Below are 15,094 nucleotides of genomic sequence, written 5' to 3' on the forward strand. Positions count from 1 at the left end.
AAACGACCGTTAAAATTTGTTGTATAAGATCGGTTGGGACAATAAAACTCCCCGTTTCTTTACATTCCTTTTTTAAAACAATATTCTATTTATTATCAAATGATTAGAATGCGGTATCCCGCATTATATCCGCGTATTTTTTATCCTGCAAAGGACTGTATTTTTTACACTTCAAGCCCCTGATTTAACGGTCGTTTTAATTGCAGATTTACGTTTTTACCCTACAATTCCTCCTTTTACAGAAAAGGATTGCAGGTATAATCTAAAATCATCAATCTAAAATTTACAATTTATATGAACGTTTCTCCGGTCAAATTTAAAATAAAAAGAATAACAACACAAAATCCTTGGATAACAAAGCATCCAAAGATTTTGTAATGCACTCATTTCAATAGCGTTTTAAGCAACTTTTACTTTCTGAAAAGCCGATTCCAGTAATGCGGCCGTCAGTGACAGGCCGACCCTCCCTAAAGAAATACTATATCCGCTTTTTGTCTTTCCACAATATCCCGGAACGACAGTTATTCCCCCGGTATCCCTAAACTCCCGGGAAACCGCCTCGCAACTTTCTTCCCACAAAATCTCCGGAGCCCCAAAATTACTATCGGTAATTATAAAATCCCGGGAATCCTTCCAGGAAGCATTTTCAAATAATTTGCTGAAAAGCAAAGACGAAAGGATATCTCCCTTGGCCAGAATATAATCTTTCATTGCCTGTGAAGCTTCCTTCACGGGAGCCACCTGATGCAATATTTCATATAACTCATCCAAATGCTTTTGCATGTCTTCCAGGTATTCGGATAATTTATTCCCAGCCAATAAATGTTCCGCCAAATCGGCATGAACATGACGAAATTCTTTAAATTCTTCTTCAAAACCACTTCCTTTTTTCAAACTCAGTGCATATAATGCACGCAAACGAGGCATTACGCCTTTCAATGCAGAAACAACCACAATACAATTTTCACTTTGTTTTTGTATCTCATTTCTTATTCCGGCAATCATTTCAGGATTCTGCATGACTGCTCCTTTAAACTTATATATCAACATAATTCTATATTTAAATTGTAAATAAATAATTCCGATTAAAAAACAGACCCACTTTCCCGTGATTCCATTCAATCGTAAATCGAAAACGATGAAAGGCCAACTCCCGGTCCTGGACCGGAATAGAAATAATACAAATTGGCAATATGACAAACTATACCCCCAAAGGGGTTGTCGTTGTTGTGGTAGTAACCGTCGTAATTGTAATCACAGTGCCTACGGACGGAATTCCGCATTCATGCTGTAAAGAAAGCATGCTACTTGCATTATGGCAGTTACAATTCGACTTCATGATGTAAGCAAAAATAGAATAAACCTTTTGGAATATCAAACATTATTCCTGTTTTTCTTACTATAATATATAGATTTTAACATTATACCCTGTTTTTGCTATAATCTTATACACAACCTGATTTTCAGATATTTCACTGCAAACGTATGCACAATAATATCTGTATAAACTTATTTTTTATTCCAAACAAACCCGTATCTTTGTCCTAATTGTGCGCGTGAAAGCAATGTGTAACAATATATTAATCAATAAAAGCTAAAATAATGATTTATTCACACGAAGTACAACACATGTGTGTTGTAAAAAAAGGCCCGAACCACGGTCCTGCCCCAATCCCCGAAGAAGGGAAATGGGTAAAAGCGAAAGAAATCAAAGATATTTCAGGTTTAACCCATGGTATCGGTTGGTGTGCACCTCAACAAGGGGCTTGTAAACTGACATTGAATATCAAAGACGGGATTATTGAAGAAGCATTGATAGAAACGATCGGTTGCTCCGGTATGACGCACTCGGCTGCTATGGCTGCTGAAATTCTGACAGGTAAAACTTTATTGGAAGCATTGAATACCGACTTGGTATGTGATGCTATCAATACCGCTATGCGCGAATTATTCCTGCAGATTGTATACGGACGTACCCAGAGTGCATTTTCTGAAGGCGGTCTGCCTATCGGCGCCGGCCTGGAAGACTTAGGTAAAGGTCTGCGCAGCCAGGTTGGCACGATGTTTTCAACGAAAGCTAAAGGTGTTCGTTATCTGGAAATGGCTGAAGGTTATATCTCCCGCCTGGCACTTGACGAAGACGGGGAAGTATGCGGATATGAATTCGTACGCCTCGGTGTTATGATGGACCTGATCAAAAAAGGTACCGATGCCAACGAAGCATTGAAGAAAGCCACTGCAAACTACGGACGTTTCGCCAATGCAGCTAAATATATTGACCCACGTCACGAATAAAATAGGAGGAACATACAATGGCAAAAAGAGAAGTAAAATTTGAAAGTCAGGATCGTCGGATCAACCAGATCAATAAAGTATTGAACTCCTATGGTATCGCTTCTATCGAAGAGGCAGAAGCCATTTGCGAAGCAAAAGGAATCGATCCTTATTTAGAGTGTGAACAAACACAGAATATCTGTTTCGAAAATGCAAAATGGGCTTACGTTGTAGGCGCTGCTATCGCTATTAAAAAAGGATGTGTAAATGCCGCAGATGCTGCCGAAGCTATCGGCGAAGGCCTGCAAGCTTTCTGTATTGCCGGTTCTGTTGCCGACGACCGTAAAGTAGGTTTAGGCCATGGAAACCTGGCTGCCCGTTTGTTGCGTGAAGAAACCCAGTGTTTCGCTTTCCTGGCAGGTCACGAATCTTTCGCAGCTGCCGAAGGTGCCATCAAAATTGCTGAAATGGCCAACAAAGTACGCAAAAATCCGTTACGTGTCATTTTGAACGGTTTGGGAAAAGACGCTGCTATGATCATTTCCCGTATCAACGGTTTTACCTATGTGCAAACTGAATTCGATTATTATACCGGAGATTTGAAAGTGGTAAAAACCAAAGCTTACTCCGACGGTCCCCGTGCAAAAGTAAATTGTTACGGTGCCGACGACGTTCGGGAAGGTGTTGCTATCATGTGGAAAGAAGGCGTAGATGTTTCCATTACCGGTAACTCTACCAATCCTACCCGTTTCCAACACCCGGTTGCAGGTACTTATAAAAAAGAACGTGTATTGGCCGGTAAACCGTATTTCTCTGTAGCATCCGGCGGTGGTACGGGACGCACCCTGCACCCGGACAACATGGCTGCCGGTCCTGCATCTTACGGTATGACCGACACCCTCGGACGTATGCACAGCGACGCCCAGTTCGCCGGTTCGTCTTCCGTTCCCGCTCACGTGGAAATGATGGGCTTCCTCGGTATGGGTAACAACCCGATGGTAGGTGCTACCGTGGCTGTTGCCGTATCGATTGCAGAAGCTTTGAAAAAATAATCGGGAAGCCGATTGTCTATATAAAAATCCTGTCGGTTTGCATCGGCAGGATTTTTTACATCTTCAGTTTTTGTTCGAAAAACGACAAAACACATTTTCTTTTACTTACGGCGTGAAGGCGGATTCATCAAGGCTACAAACCAAAGCAGGACAATTGCACCGAATGTAGAAACAATCAAACTTCCGATAATTCCTCCGGTAGACCGAAGACCGACCAAGCTAAACAACCAGCCGCCCAATACACCTCCGATAATCCCGACAATCAGATTGATAAAGAAGCCGAATCCACCGCCCCGCATAATTTTACCGGCAGCCCAACCGGCAATAAGTCCAATGATAATATACCAAATAAACATCATAACTCCTTGTTTTTAAATTATACTTACTATTTCTTTAAACTTATCCTGCACAAAATAGTTTGGAAAAATCATCATTTTCAATCGACGATACCCTCATATTTCTATTTTTCTGATGATTTTATACAGGAAAATATTTTCACATTTAACTTATTGGCTTTAGCTTTACCATCCGAAAAAAATCAACCCCAGTTATTATTTTATAAAATAAAAGAGATGAAAAATGCCATTCAATTCTGCTTCGTCTTACTATTGGCAACCTGCCTTTTCTCTTGCAGGCAGACAAAAACATTCAAAGTTCTGCAATTCAATATCTGGCAGGAAGGGACGGTCGTTCCGGGCGGTTTCGATGCCATTGCCGACGAAATTGTCCGAAGCGATGCCGACTTCGTCACATTAAGCGAAGTCCGTAATTACCACAGCACCCGTTTCTGCGACCGGATTATAGAAGCGCTGAAAAAACGCGGACAAACCTACTACTCGTTTTATTCTTACGACAGCGGTTTATTAAGCCGTTATCCCATCACCGACAGTGTTACCGTTTATCCGGAAAAAAACGACCGGGGCAGTATCTATAAAATGATCACTAAAATCGGCAATCAGGAATTTGCCGTTTATACGGCTCATCTGGACTACCGGAACTGTGCCTATTACGATGTACGCGGCTACAACGGCAATACCTGGGAAAAACAAACTCCCGTAACCGACCTGGATTCCGTATTGTTTCTGAATCGCCGGTCAGTACGTGATGATGCCATTGCCTGTTTTATTCAGGAAGCCCAAAAAGACAAAGCAGCCGGACGTATTGTTATCTTAGGCGGCGACTTTAACGAGCCGTCCCACCTGGATTGGACAGAGGCGACAAAAGACATGCGGGACCATCAGGGATTGGTCGTACCCTGGGATGTCTCGACTTTATTGCAGAAAGCAGGCTATAAAGATACTTACCGGGAACTTTATCCCGATCCGGTAACCCATCCGGGCATGACCTGTCCTGCCGATTGCCGGAATATCGCACTCGAAAAATTGGTTTGGTCGCCTGAAGCCGACGACCGGGACCGCATTGATTTCATCATATATGCACCCTTTAACGGACTTGCCTTAACCGACGTAACCCTGATAGGTCCTAAAGGAGATATCCTCCGCGGAGAACGGATTAGCGAAAATACGGCCGACCCGATTATCGAACCGCTCGCAACATGGCCAACCGACCACAAAGCCGTATTAGCTACTTTTTCTTTAAAATAGTAACGTATGCTGATTGTTAATTTTGATCAGGTACATAAGCCGAATACACAAAGTCTTAAATTATCAGATAAGCCGGCTTGAAAGAATTAATGATTTTTGATTAAATACTCTGAATGCCATTAGTTTATTTACCGGTCTAAAATCGGATAAAAAGGGAAGAAATCATCTTCCCTTTTTATTTTGTATAATTTTCATACGATAATGTCTATTTATTTGACAAAATCCATTTAAAACAACACCAATAAACAATTGTATTTCAATACCTTATACAAACAGGCACGATAATTGTATAATTTAAAACAATGGAAATTCACATTCCCGAAAAACCAGATTCGATTTAACAGGCATCCCATTGATTACCGATAAAACCCAAAAAACAATATCCATAACTTTAAAAAAACGAAAACTGTTTTAATCACATTGTCGTCATTATGAGAATTTTAAAAGAATTTATAAGAGATTTCAAGCGATTCCGGACAGCCGGATTATTAAATATTTTGGGATTGACAGTTGCTTCTGCTGTATTTATGGCCATCTTATTCCATATCTGTTTTGAAAACGGATACGATAAATTCCGCCGAAATGCTGACCGAATATTCCGGGTAGAAATGAAAATCGGAAATGACGGCTTCAGTTCGAATGTACCGTATCCTGTTTGTGAACTTTTGGTAGAAGGATGTCCGTCTATCGAACAATCTTTCGTTCAAAGGGACGGCTCAAACCAGGATGTCGCTATCGAAGATGAACAAGGGGCCATCAATAAATTCAACATTCCCATTTCTACCGCCAATCTATCCATGTGTGACGTTATCGATTTTCAGATATTGTACGGGGAAGCCCGCAAAGCCTTGGCAGAACCGGGAATGATACTACTTCCGGAAAGTCAGGCGACGCGTTTGTTCGGCTCTGCGGAAGAAGCCCTGAATCGACGAATGAAAATAAGTGGAGGTTCATGGAATACTATTGAGGGAGATTATACTGTCGCAGGAATATACAAAGACTTTCCCGGAAATTCGATTTTCTCCAACAACTGTTATGCTAAATTAAATGAGCAGGAAATGAATTGGGGAAACTGGAATGTCCAGTTTTTTATCAAAAGTAACCTGAAAGACCCAATAGCACTGACAAAACAATTAAACGACTTAAAAATCGCCGATGACGTATCCGAAAACGGAAAATTAGAAAAAAGAGTTACACCTTTGACAGATATCTATTTTCATTCGAAGGCCTCTTATGAAACCAAGCCTACCGGAAATCTGACCACATCACGAATTCTTTTCGGCGTATCTATCTTAATTATACTGATTGCTACGATCAATTTTATCAATTTCTCTATGTCTTTAGCACCCGCCCGGATAAAAGGTGTAAATACCCATAAAGTTTTAGGGGCTGGTGTCGGGAAATTACGTTTGCAATTGATGTGCGAAGCAATGATTTACGCAACTATAGCCTTCATTTTATCTCTGTTTTTACTCCAGTTAGCAGACCATTCGTTTATCGGACATCTATTTGCCACCTCCATTTCTCCCCAAGCACATCCCCTGACAACATTGGGATGCGGAGGGATGATCCTGATAGTCGGATTATCAGCCGGTTTCTTTCCGGCACGCTATATTACCTCTTTTGCACCGGCATTGGTACTGAAAGGAAATTTTGTATTGTCTCCCCAGGGACAACGGATAAGAAACGGACTAATGACATTTCAATTCGTAATCTCCGTCGCATTGATTACTTGTATGTTACTTATGAATAACCAGCAACGGTACATGCAGAATTATACTTTAGGATTTCATAAAGACCAAATCGTTTATTTTCAATTTAACCAACAGTTATTCGATCAGCGACATGCTTTTACAAACGAATTGATGCAATCACCGGACATAACGGATTATGCGTATACCGATTGGATACCGGAAAGTGATAATGCCGCCACGATTAGTGGAAGTTGGAATGAAAATAATTTCCAATTCGACCGCTGGTTTGTCGACAGACGTTTTATGCAATTAATGGGTATTCCTCTCATCAGTGGTCATGAATTTTCCAAAAATCGGGAAGAAACGGAAGTCATATTCACAGAAACGGCTTTAAAACAAATGCCCTTCCTGGAAAAGTACATGGGTCAACCGGTCGAAACAGCAGGAATCTCGGGTGGAGCCCGCTTTGTAGGTGTCGCAAAGGATGTCCAGCATCTTTCGCTACGTCAAGGGATTACACCTTTAGAATTTGTATGTATAAACGACCCCCAATATCATTTCGACTATATGTTGTTGAAAATATCACCCAATACGGGAGATGCCATGAAATACATAAGTCAGGTATTCAATCGTTTTTCAAAATACAATAATCTGAATGTACGTTTTCTGGATGATACAATGCAGCAACGTTACGAAAAAGAAAGTCGCCTGACACAAGCTATTTCCCTATTCGGACTGATCGCCATTATCATCTCTCTGATCGGCGTATACGGCATGATTGTATACAATGCACAATATAAACGGAAAGAAATTGCATTACGGAAAGTAAACGGAGCGACAGAAAAAGAAATTCTGGTCCTGCTGAACCGGGGATTTTTCCTGCTGTTGGGGAGTTCTTTCCTGATAGCCTGTCCACTGGCTTATTATATTATCTCGTCGTGGTTATCGAGATTTGCCTACAAAGCTCCGGTATACTGGTGGCTATTTGTATTATCGGGAGCCATTGTATTTTCAATTTCTTTGCTGACGATAAGCTGGCAAAGTTGGCGGGCTGCGACGACAAACCCGGTGGAAGGATTAAAAGAATCGTAAGTTTTAAATTATAGATTCATTTATGATTTACGATTCATTTTTTTGCAGGGGAGGATTGTGAACATAATCTAAAATCGTAAATTTTAAATTTAAAGCCCGATCTTGAAGTATGTTTTTTCGTATTTATATACCTATTTTAACAATTGTAACTTGTATTTTACCTATTTCAAGGCTAATCCTTGTTATCTTCTCTTTTATAAAACGTTAATAAATACTACTTTTGTAAGACAACAGTCCACAGAGCGTTGGAATGCTTTTAAATATTCTTAACTTTGTATCGTTTCGTGGTATTTACTGAAACAAACATTTTGAGAATAAAAAAGAGCGTGTTATCTCTATTCTGGAATCTGGACAATTTCATTTATACAGGGATAAAACTTACGTTCGGGCTTACCGTATATAAGGCTAAGCGTGGACTGTTGTTTTATTTGTATAAGGGAAGTCCAGATCCTTCAGAATAAATAGGCTAACAGATTCCACGCTTTTTTTTCACAAGTTCTGATTTATCAAATGTCGGAAATAATAAACCCGGGAAGTTATACTTTGCGGGTCTGAAAGGACTATTGGAGGTAAATTTTTGCCATCAAATTTCAACGTTTCTTTCTCCGGTTTCATTATTTGACGACAAATGATAGTAAATCCACCAGATTACTTTATGAAAAAAATAAGCTGTATATTCGGAATTAAAACATCGGTAATACTTTTACTGATTGCTTCTTTCGTAACTGTCATGACGACATTACTGACATACGAATCGGCCGTTTTTATGAAGTGGTTATACGGGCAAAGTTGCTCGGGAACGGGATATGTTTTCAAAGCCGTCCTGCTTTTATTGTGGGTCTATCCCAGCATAAATCTGCTCTACATCACCTACCGAAGAAAGAGTTGGCAAGAAACCTTATTCATTTTAGTCGGTTTACTCGTCCTGTTTTTGATAACGTCTATCGTCATCGTCGGTATCATTTCCCATTAAGCCGTTTTATCACACCAATCCCCATTCTCCCGGATCAATTGTCCGAGAGCAGCTATCGCCTCCTGTTCCGGTACAGCCACCCTCATCATACGACGGCCTTTATAAAGATTTACCTTACCGTTCCCGGCTCCGACATATCCATAATCAGCATCTCCCATTTCTCCCGGTCCGTTAACCACACATCCCATGACGGCAATTTTTAATTTATCAAGATGGCCGAATGCCTGCTTTACTTTTGCAACGGCTTCTTCCAAATTATACAATGTACGTCCGCATCCGGGACAACTGACGAATTCTGCTTTATAACGCCGTAAGCCTACCGATTGGAGAATATTCCTTCCCAGATTCAACCCCAAAAGCGGATCGGAAATTGCCGGAGATGAAATCCAGATCCCATCTGCCAGGCGATCGATAAACAGACCACCGGTATGTGCCGCCACCCAAAGTTTCACCCACTCTTTGTCATTGCAATTTGTCATCACCCGGACAATAACTTTATTGGAAATACCGTTTTCACGTATCGTTTTCAACAAGCTACGAAATGCATGGTAACCGGGATTTTCAGGATTCAACACGACAACTGCCGAAGAAGAAGATAATTTCTCTGCCAGGTGCCGGTCTACCTGCATTTCCTTTATTACTTCCACAAAAGAGTCTTCAGCATTTTGTTTCTCCCGGATAAACTCTTCTGCTCCGACCAGTAGAGATACATTCCGCCGAAACACCTTCGCCCGGTCAAATGCGGCAACAGGCACAACGACCTTCACATTTTCCGGTAATTCAGCCAATTCAGGGCCTACCGTTTCAGTATAGATCATTTCCGGAGCCTTATTCCCGGCTTTCCACCCTGTATTTATCGGGTGAAAATCCAGATCGCGGATCAGTTGTGCTTCAATACTCCCGGCCACAGAAAGATCGGCAACCACTATCGGTTTTAGCGCAACACCTGCCGTAACGGATTTACTTTCCCGGTGATACTGCGGATCACATAACCCAACCAGCGACCTGGCCACCGGTATCTCATATTCAGGAGCCTCTGTCAACGATACCCGTACCGTATCTCCGATGCCTTCATTCAGTAAACAACCGATCCCTACCGCCGAACGAATCCGTCCGTCCTCTCCTTCGCCAGCCTCCGTTACCCCCAAATGCAAAGGATAAGCCATACCTTCCTCTTCCATTTGTTTCACCAACAAACGGACCGCCTCCACCATCACCCGGCAATCACTCGATTTGAGCGAAATAACTACATCCGGAAAATCAAACTCCCGGCAGATTCTCAGATATTCCATCGTCGCTTCTACCATACCGGCCGGCGTATTTCCATACCGGCTCATAATCCGGTCCGACAAAGAACCGTGATTCGTACCGATACGGACAGCCGTATGGTGTTCCCGGCAAACTTCCAGAAATTCCGTAAATTTTTGCCTCAATACCTCCAATTCTGCGGCATACTGATCATCCGTATACTCCAATTGCTCAAAAGTAGCCCGTTTATCCGCAAAATTACCGGGATTAATACGCACTTTTTCAACATACCGTGCTGCCACAATGGCTGCGGCAGGATTAAAATGAATATCGGCCGACAAAGGAGTCGTATAGCCCCGCTCACACAGGGCTGCACGTATATTTTTCAGATTTTCCGCTTCTTTCACTCCCTGAGCCGTAATCCTTACCAACCGGCCGCCGGCATCGATAATCCGTATCGCCTGCTCCACACAGGCTTCCGTATCCATCGTTGAAGTATTCAGCATGGATTGTATCATTACCGGCTCTTCCGAAGACAAAGACAAGTTACCGATTTTTACAATTGTAGTTTTTCTGCGCATATTCTTTCCTAAAAACTGATTCTGACTGCCGTACAATCACAAAACCTCCTAATTATCAAACAATTTCCGTATATTCCGGGTATTTGTACAGTTCAATATATCTTTTCCTTCCGGGGTATAAGCAAAGGCTAATTCCGACTTATACAACTCCGTAATACGTCTCCTGACCATTTTAGAGGTAGAATTAATTGTCCCGTCTTTTTCATTCAACGCAGCAGGTAAAATGACGACAACTGCCGGCAGCCAACGCTCGGGAAAAAGACCGGCATATTTCCCTCCGTAACGATATTCCATCAATTCCCGGCGAATCTTATCCAACATCATCTTATACCCCTCAATTGTACCGGCCTCTATATGTTTACCCTGAATATACTCTCTCAATGCGTTTTTGTTCGGCACAATCAAGCCAACCGTATACGACGACTGGTTATTATACAGCATACAGTAATCGATAAACCGGGATTTTTCCACAATCGCCTCCTCAATCCCTTCCGGACTGTATTTCTCCCCGTCATTGGCTATCAGCAACGATTTAAAACGCCCCAATACCGTTAAAAATCCATGTTCGTCGAGAAATCCCAAATCACCCGTATACAGCCAGCCTTCGCGTATTGTCTCTGCCGTAGAAATTTCGTTACACCAATATCCCCGCATGACATTCCCTCCCCGGATAACGATCTCTCCCTGTTCTCCCAGCGGCATTATCCCACCGTCGGCATCGCAGATCCGAAGTTCCATCGGAGTCACAGGTCGCCCTGAAGATCCGAACTTATGACATTCCGGCGTATTCGAACTGATTACCGGAGAAGCCTCGGACAAACCGTATCCTTGATACATGGGAATTCCCAAGGCCCGGTAATATTTTTGCAATTCGACATCCAACAAAGCACCGCCTCCGATAAAAAAACGCAAATTTCCTCCGAAAGATTTCCGGATCCTCGAAAAAACCAAGCTATCGAAAAAATGCTTTACCGGTGCCACCAATACTTTCAAGCCTTTTTTTCTATAATTACCGTCCCCGTAATACCAATAGGCAAATTTCAGCCCCCGCATATACAAAAAAGTGACAAATCTCCCCTTGCGCTGGATTTCCGCTTCGATATTTTTCCGGAAATTCTTGGCTATTGCCGGTACGCTCAACAAAACATGAGGTTTGATCTCCCGCATATTGAGCGGTATATTACGCAAAAAATCCATCGGAGAATTTCCAAAATCGACGGCCGCTAAAGAAGCTCCGTTATACATAAAAGAATAAATACCGACCGTATGTGCAAAACTATGATCCCAGGGAAGAAACAATAATACTTTATAAAATTCAGGGATACGAATCAAAGAATCGGCTTGCAACACATTGCAGACATAATTCCCATGAGTCAGTATAATCCCTTTAGGTTCTGCCGTCGTCCCTGAGGTATAGGATATATTGGCCATATCGGTACTTTTTACCGAACATGCTATCTCTTCCAAATGCCCGGGATGAACTCCCAGCCAACGTCTGCCCTCCTGCACCAAACGGGCAAATGAACTACAGAGACCGGTCATTTCTCCCGAAGAACGGAACACAACTATTTTTTCAACAGACTCCAACTCCCCCAATATACTGTTTAAAATATGGAGATAAAAAGGAGAAACGAACACAAAACGGGCCCCCGAATGATTGATACGGAACACGAGTTCCCTGGCCGTCAAGCGAATGCTCAACGGTACATTGACACCTCCGGCGTATAAAATTCCCAGCTCACTGCATACCCAATCACTACACCCTTCACTTAACAACGCAACCCGCTGTCCTTTTTTCAATCCGACGGCCAGCAATCCTGCAGCAATCTCCATCACCCGGCTCTTCGCCCGGCCGTAGGTCAATGCCTCGTATTTTCCGTCCTTCTTCTCCCACAAATAAGGGTTATCCGGAAATTTTAAACAACTCCGCTCGAATAAGTCTATAATCGTATCCATCTTCTTCTTCCCATAATAAGGACAAAGTTAATAACAATTCCGCAATTCAGTATCAAATATCAATTTATGAATCTCTGAAAACCGGATAATCCGATAAAACACTATTTTTTCTTTTTACTGCAACTTTTGCCCCGGTTTTCTCGTATACTCCTTTCCACCGTTTAATAATTGAAGCTATGAGATTAACCATTACAGGCATATTAACGCTAATTATTTTTATCATGGTGTCTGTATTAAAAAATAAAATTGAGACACCTCAAACGACCTCTGAGTCATTCTGTCATTTCTCCGTTCAAATAACAGAGCCTCTTTTCTATGAGTTGCCGGAAGCACTTCAACCTTGTTCCTTTCTCAGGGAGGCTATACGAATTCCCTATGACGACTGAATCCGGACACGCAATCTCCGGTTTACCATTACAAATCCGTTTCCATTTTTTTCATTCAAACCGGAAATTTCAATTCTAAATTTAAAACCATACGTTTTTCATTTTTATGCATACGTTTGTATTTGTATAATTCTATACAAAAGCATCGTTTCGTGTAAATATTACAAGAAATATTTGGTATTCACAAAGTTTCATTATTATATTTGCCTGCATAAAAATGTAAAAGTATGGCAAATTTATTCCTACATCTGATTATGAACCTTTTGATTATCGTGGTCCTCTGCTACGACGTGAGAAAGGTATATCTATTGGAATGACAACACACAACATATTCATATAAAAGGCCTTTCTCACACAACGGGAAAGGCCTTCTTGTTTTTAGTAATTTACTGCACAACACAAACAAAAATGAGAAACAAACTAAGAAGTCTAACGACAATGACAGGCCGCAGAATGGCGGGGGCCAGAAGCCTTTGGCGAGCGAATGGAATGAAGGACATGGAATTCGGTATGCCGGTAATCGGAATTGCCAATTCGTTTACTCAATTCGTTCCCGGCCACGGTCATCTGCACAAGATTGGCCAATACGTAAAAGAAGGGATAGAAAAACGCGGTTGTTTTGCAGCAGAGTTCAATACCATTGCCATTGACGATGGTATTGCCATGGGACACGACGGAATGTTATATTCGCTTCCTTCCCGTGACATCATTGCCGACAGCATCGAATACATGGCAAACGCCCATAAAATAGACGCTTTGGTCTGCATCAGCAATTGCGATAAAATCACGCCCGGCATGCTCATGGCTGCCATGCGCCTGAATATACCTACTGTATTTGTATCGGGAGGACCGATGGAGGCCGGCACTTATAAAGGCAAGCCTGTCGACCTGGTCGACGCCATGGTCATGGGTGCCGACGAAAAGTACAGCGATGAAGAAATAGAAGAAATAGAAAAAAGTGCCTGTCCCGGATGCGGCTGTTGTTCCGGTATGTTTACCGCCAACTCCATGAACTGTCTTGTAGAAGCCCTGGGATTAGCCATTCCGGGAAACGGCACTATACCGGCCACTCACAGCAACCGGAAACGCATATTCGAGAAAGCGGCTTCTCTTATCGTACAAAAAGCCGGCATGTATTATTTCGAAGGTGATAACTCCGTATTACCGCGTTCTATTGCGACAAAAGCGGCATTTGAAAATGCCATGGCCCTGGACATCGCCATGGGAGGCTCTACCAATACGGTTCTCCACCTGTTGGCTGTCGCCCATGAAGCCGAAGTAGACTTTACCTTGGAGGATATCGACCGTTTGTCGCGAAAAATTCCGGTACTTTGTAAAGTTTCGCCCAATTCGCGCTACCACATTCAGGATGTCAATCGTGCCGGAGGTGTCATGGGCATTCTCGGAGAACTGGACAGAGCCGGTCTTATCGACACTTCGGTAAAAAGGATCGGCTATAACAGTTTAGCTTCCTGTCTGACCAAATACGACATAAAGAGTGAACGCCTCAGCCAGAAAGCCCGGAAATTCTATTTAAGCGCACCGGGTGGAAAATTCAGTCAGGAACTGGGAGGCCAGAGTCATTATTTCGAAACCTTCGACGCCGACCGTACACGCGGATGTATCCGGGATACGGCCCATGCCTATTCCAAAGACGGAGGATTAGCGGTACTAACCGGTAATATCGCCCGTAACGGTTGCATTGTAAAAACAGCCGGAGTCGACGAATCGCTGCTGGTGTTCCGGGGCATCGCCAAAGTTTTCGAGTCACAGGGACAGGCAATAAACGGTATTCTTAACGGGGAAGTAAAAGCCGGAGAAGTTGTCGTCATCCGTTACGAAGGTCCCAAGGGCGGACCGGGTATGCAGGAAATGTTATATCCAACTTCCTATCTGAAATCCAGAAATCTGGATAAAGTATGCGCTTTGATTACGGACGGACGCTTTTCCGGAGGCACTTCCGGATTGTCTGTCGGTCACATTTCTCCCGAAGCCGCCGCAGGAGGAGAAATAGCCATCATCCAGGACGGAGATCCTATCGAGATCAACATTCCCGAACGCAGCATCAACCTGTTGTTGAATATAGATGAAATCAGTAACCGGCTTCAGACTATAAAAGCTTTTAAACCGGTTGCACGCGATCGTTGTGTTTCCAAATCTTTACAGGCCTATGCCAGATTCGTCAGTTCGGCGGACAAAGGTGCCGTCCGGATCATAGATTAAATCCATCTCCC

General features: G+C 42.6%; 11 protein-coding genes. 7 read left to right on the plus strand and 4 right to left on the minus strand.

Features of this window, described 5'->3' with window-relative positions; genetic code table 11:
- Nucleotides 1-399: 399 nt before the first annotated feature.
- Nucleotides 400-1,050 (minus strand): amino acid kinase family protein, encoded by a 651-nt coding sequence (locus tag DD657_RS01735; RefSeq protein ID WP_021989334.1) that lies wholly within the window; start codon nt 1,048-1,050, stop codon nt 400-402.
- A gap of 143 nt (nt 1,051-1,193) precedes the next feature.
- On the opposite strand from DD657_RS01735, the gene DD657_RS01740 reads away from it, so the two are divergent.
- The 3 genes from DD657_RS01740 to DD657_RS01750 all read left to right on the plus strand — a co-directional run bounded on the left by DD657_RS01740 (nt 1,194) and on the right by DD657_RS01750 (nt 3,326).
- Nucleotides 1,194-1,346: a hypothetical protein gene (locus DD657_RS01740; RefSeq protein WP_021989335.1), complete on the plus strand. Its 153-nt coding sequence runs from the start codon at nt 1,194-1,196 to the stop codon at nt 1,344-1,346.
- A 256-nt stretch (nt 1,347-1,602) separates the two neighbouring features.
- On the plus strand, nt 1,603-2,295 hold the full coding sequence (locus tag DD657_RS01745; RefSeq protein ID WP_021989336.1) for an iron-sulfur cluster assembly scaffold protein: 693 nt from the start codon (nt 1,603-1,605) through the stop codon (nt 2,293-2,295).
- 17 nt (nt 2,296-2,312) lie between these two features.
- Complete coding sequence (locus DD657_RS01750) at nt 2,313-3,326, plus strand: GGGtGRT protein (RefSeq protein WP_068691123.1); 1,014 nt, start codon at nt 2,313-2,315, stop codon at nt 3,324-3,326.
- Between the two features lie 101 nt (nt 3,327-3,427).
- On the opposite strand, the gene DD657_RS01755 is transcribed toward DD657_RS01750, so the two are convergent.
- Nucleotides 3,428-3,685 carry a GlsB/YeaQ/YmgE family stress response membrane protein gene (locus DD657_RS01755; RefSeq protein WP_068691125.1) on the minus strand — a complete coding sequence of 86 codons (258 nt, stop codon included), beginning with the start codon at nt 3,683-3,685 and terminating at the stop codon, nt 3,428-3,430.
- 213 nt (nt 3,686-3,898) lie between these two features.
- Here DD657_RS01755 and DD657_RS01760 point away from each other — a divergent pair, with 213 nt between their 5' ends.
- The 3 genes from DD657_RS01760 (at nt 3,899) to DD657_RS01770 (ending at nt 8,689) form a co-directional block, all read left to right on the plus strand.
- Nucleotides 3,899-4,930 (plus strand): endonuclease/exonuclease/phosphatase family protein, encoded by a 1,032-nt coding sequence (locus DD657_RS01760; protein WP_287048224.1) that lies wholly within the window; start codon nt 3,899-3,901, stop codon nt 4,928-4,930.
- Nucleotides 4,931-5,361: 431 nt separating this feature from the next.
- Entirely contained in the window at nt 5,362-7,716 is a 2,355-nt protein-coding gene (locus DD657_RS01765; protein ID WP_287048226.1) for an ABC transporter permease, read from the plus strand.
- A 655-nt stretch (nt 7,717-8,371) separates the two neighbouring features.
- On the plus strand, nt 8,372-8,689 hold the full coding sequence (locus DD657_RS01770) for a hypothetical protein (protein WP_068691129.1): 318 nt from the start codon (nt 8,372-8,374) through the stop codon (nt 8,687-8,689).
- On the opposite strand, the gene ispG is transcribed toward DD657_RS01770, so the two are convergent.
- Both ispG and DD657_RS01780 read right to left on the minus strand, forming a co-directional pair.
- Nucleotides 8,686-10,518: a (E)-4-hydroxy-3-methylbut-2-enyl-diphosphate synthase gene (gene ispG / locus DD657_RS01775; protein ID WP_287048227.1), complete on the minus strand. Its 1,833-nt coding sequence runs from the start codon at nt 10,516-10,518 to the stop codon at nt 8,686-8,688. The genes DD657_RS01770 and ispG overlap by 4 nt on opposite strands.
- Before the next feature lie 48 nt (nt 10,519-10,566).
- Nucleotides 10,567-12,474 (minus strand): AMP-dependent synthetase/ligase, encoded by a 1,908-nt coding sequence (locus DD657_RS01780; RefSeq protein ID WP_287048228.1) that lies wholly within the window; start codon nt 12,472-12,474, stop codon nt 10,567-10,569.
- 794 nt (nt 12,475-13,268) lie between these two features.
- Here DD657_RS01780 and ilvD point away from each other — a divergent pair.
- Nucleotides 13,269-15,083, plus strand: coding sequence for a dihydroxy-acid dehydratase (gene ilvD, locus DD657_RS01785; RefSeq protein ID WP_287048230.1), 1,815 nt, complete (start codon nt 13,269-13,271; stop codon nt 15,081-15,083).
- Nucleotides 15,084-15,094 lie beyond the last annotated feature (11 nt).

The organism is Culturomica sp. (genome assembly GCF_003524185.1).
GTDB classification, from domain to species: Bacteria; Bacteroidota; Bacteroidia; order Bacteroidales; family Marinifilaceae; genus Culturomica; species Culturomica massiliensis.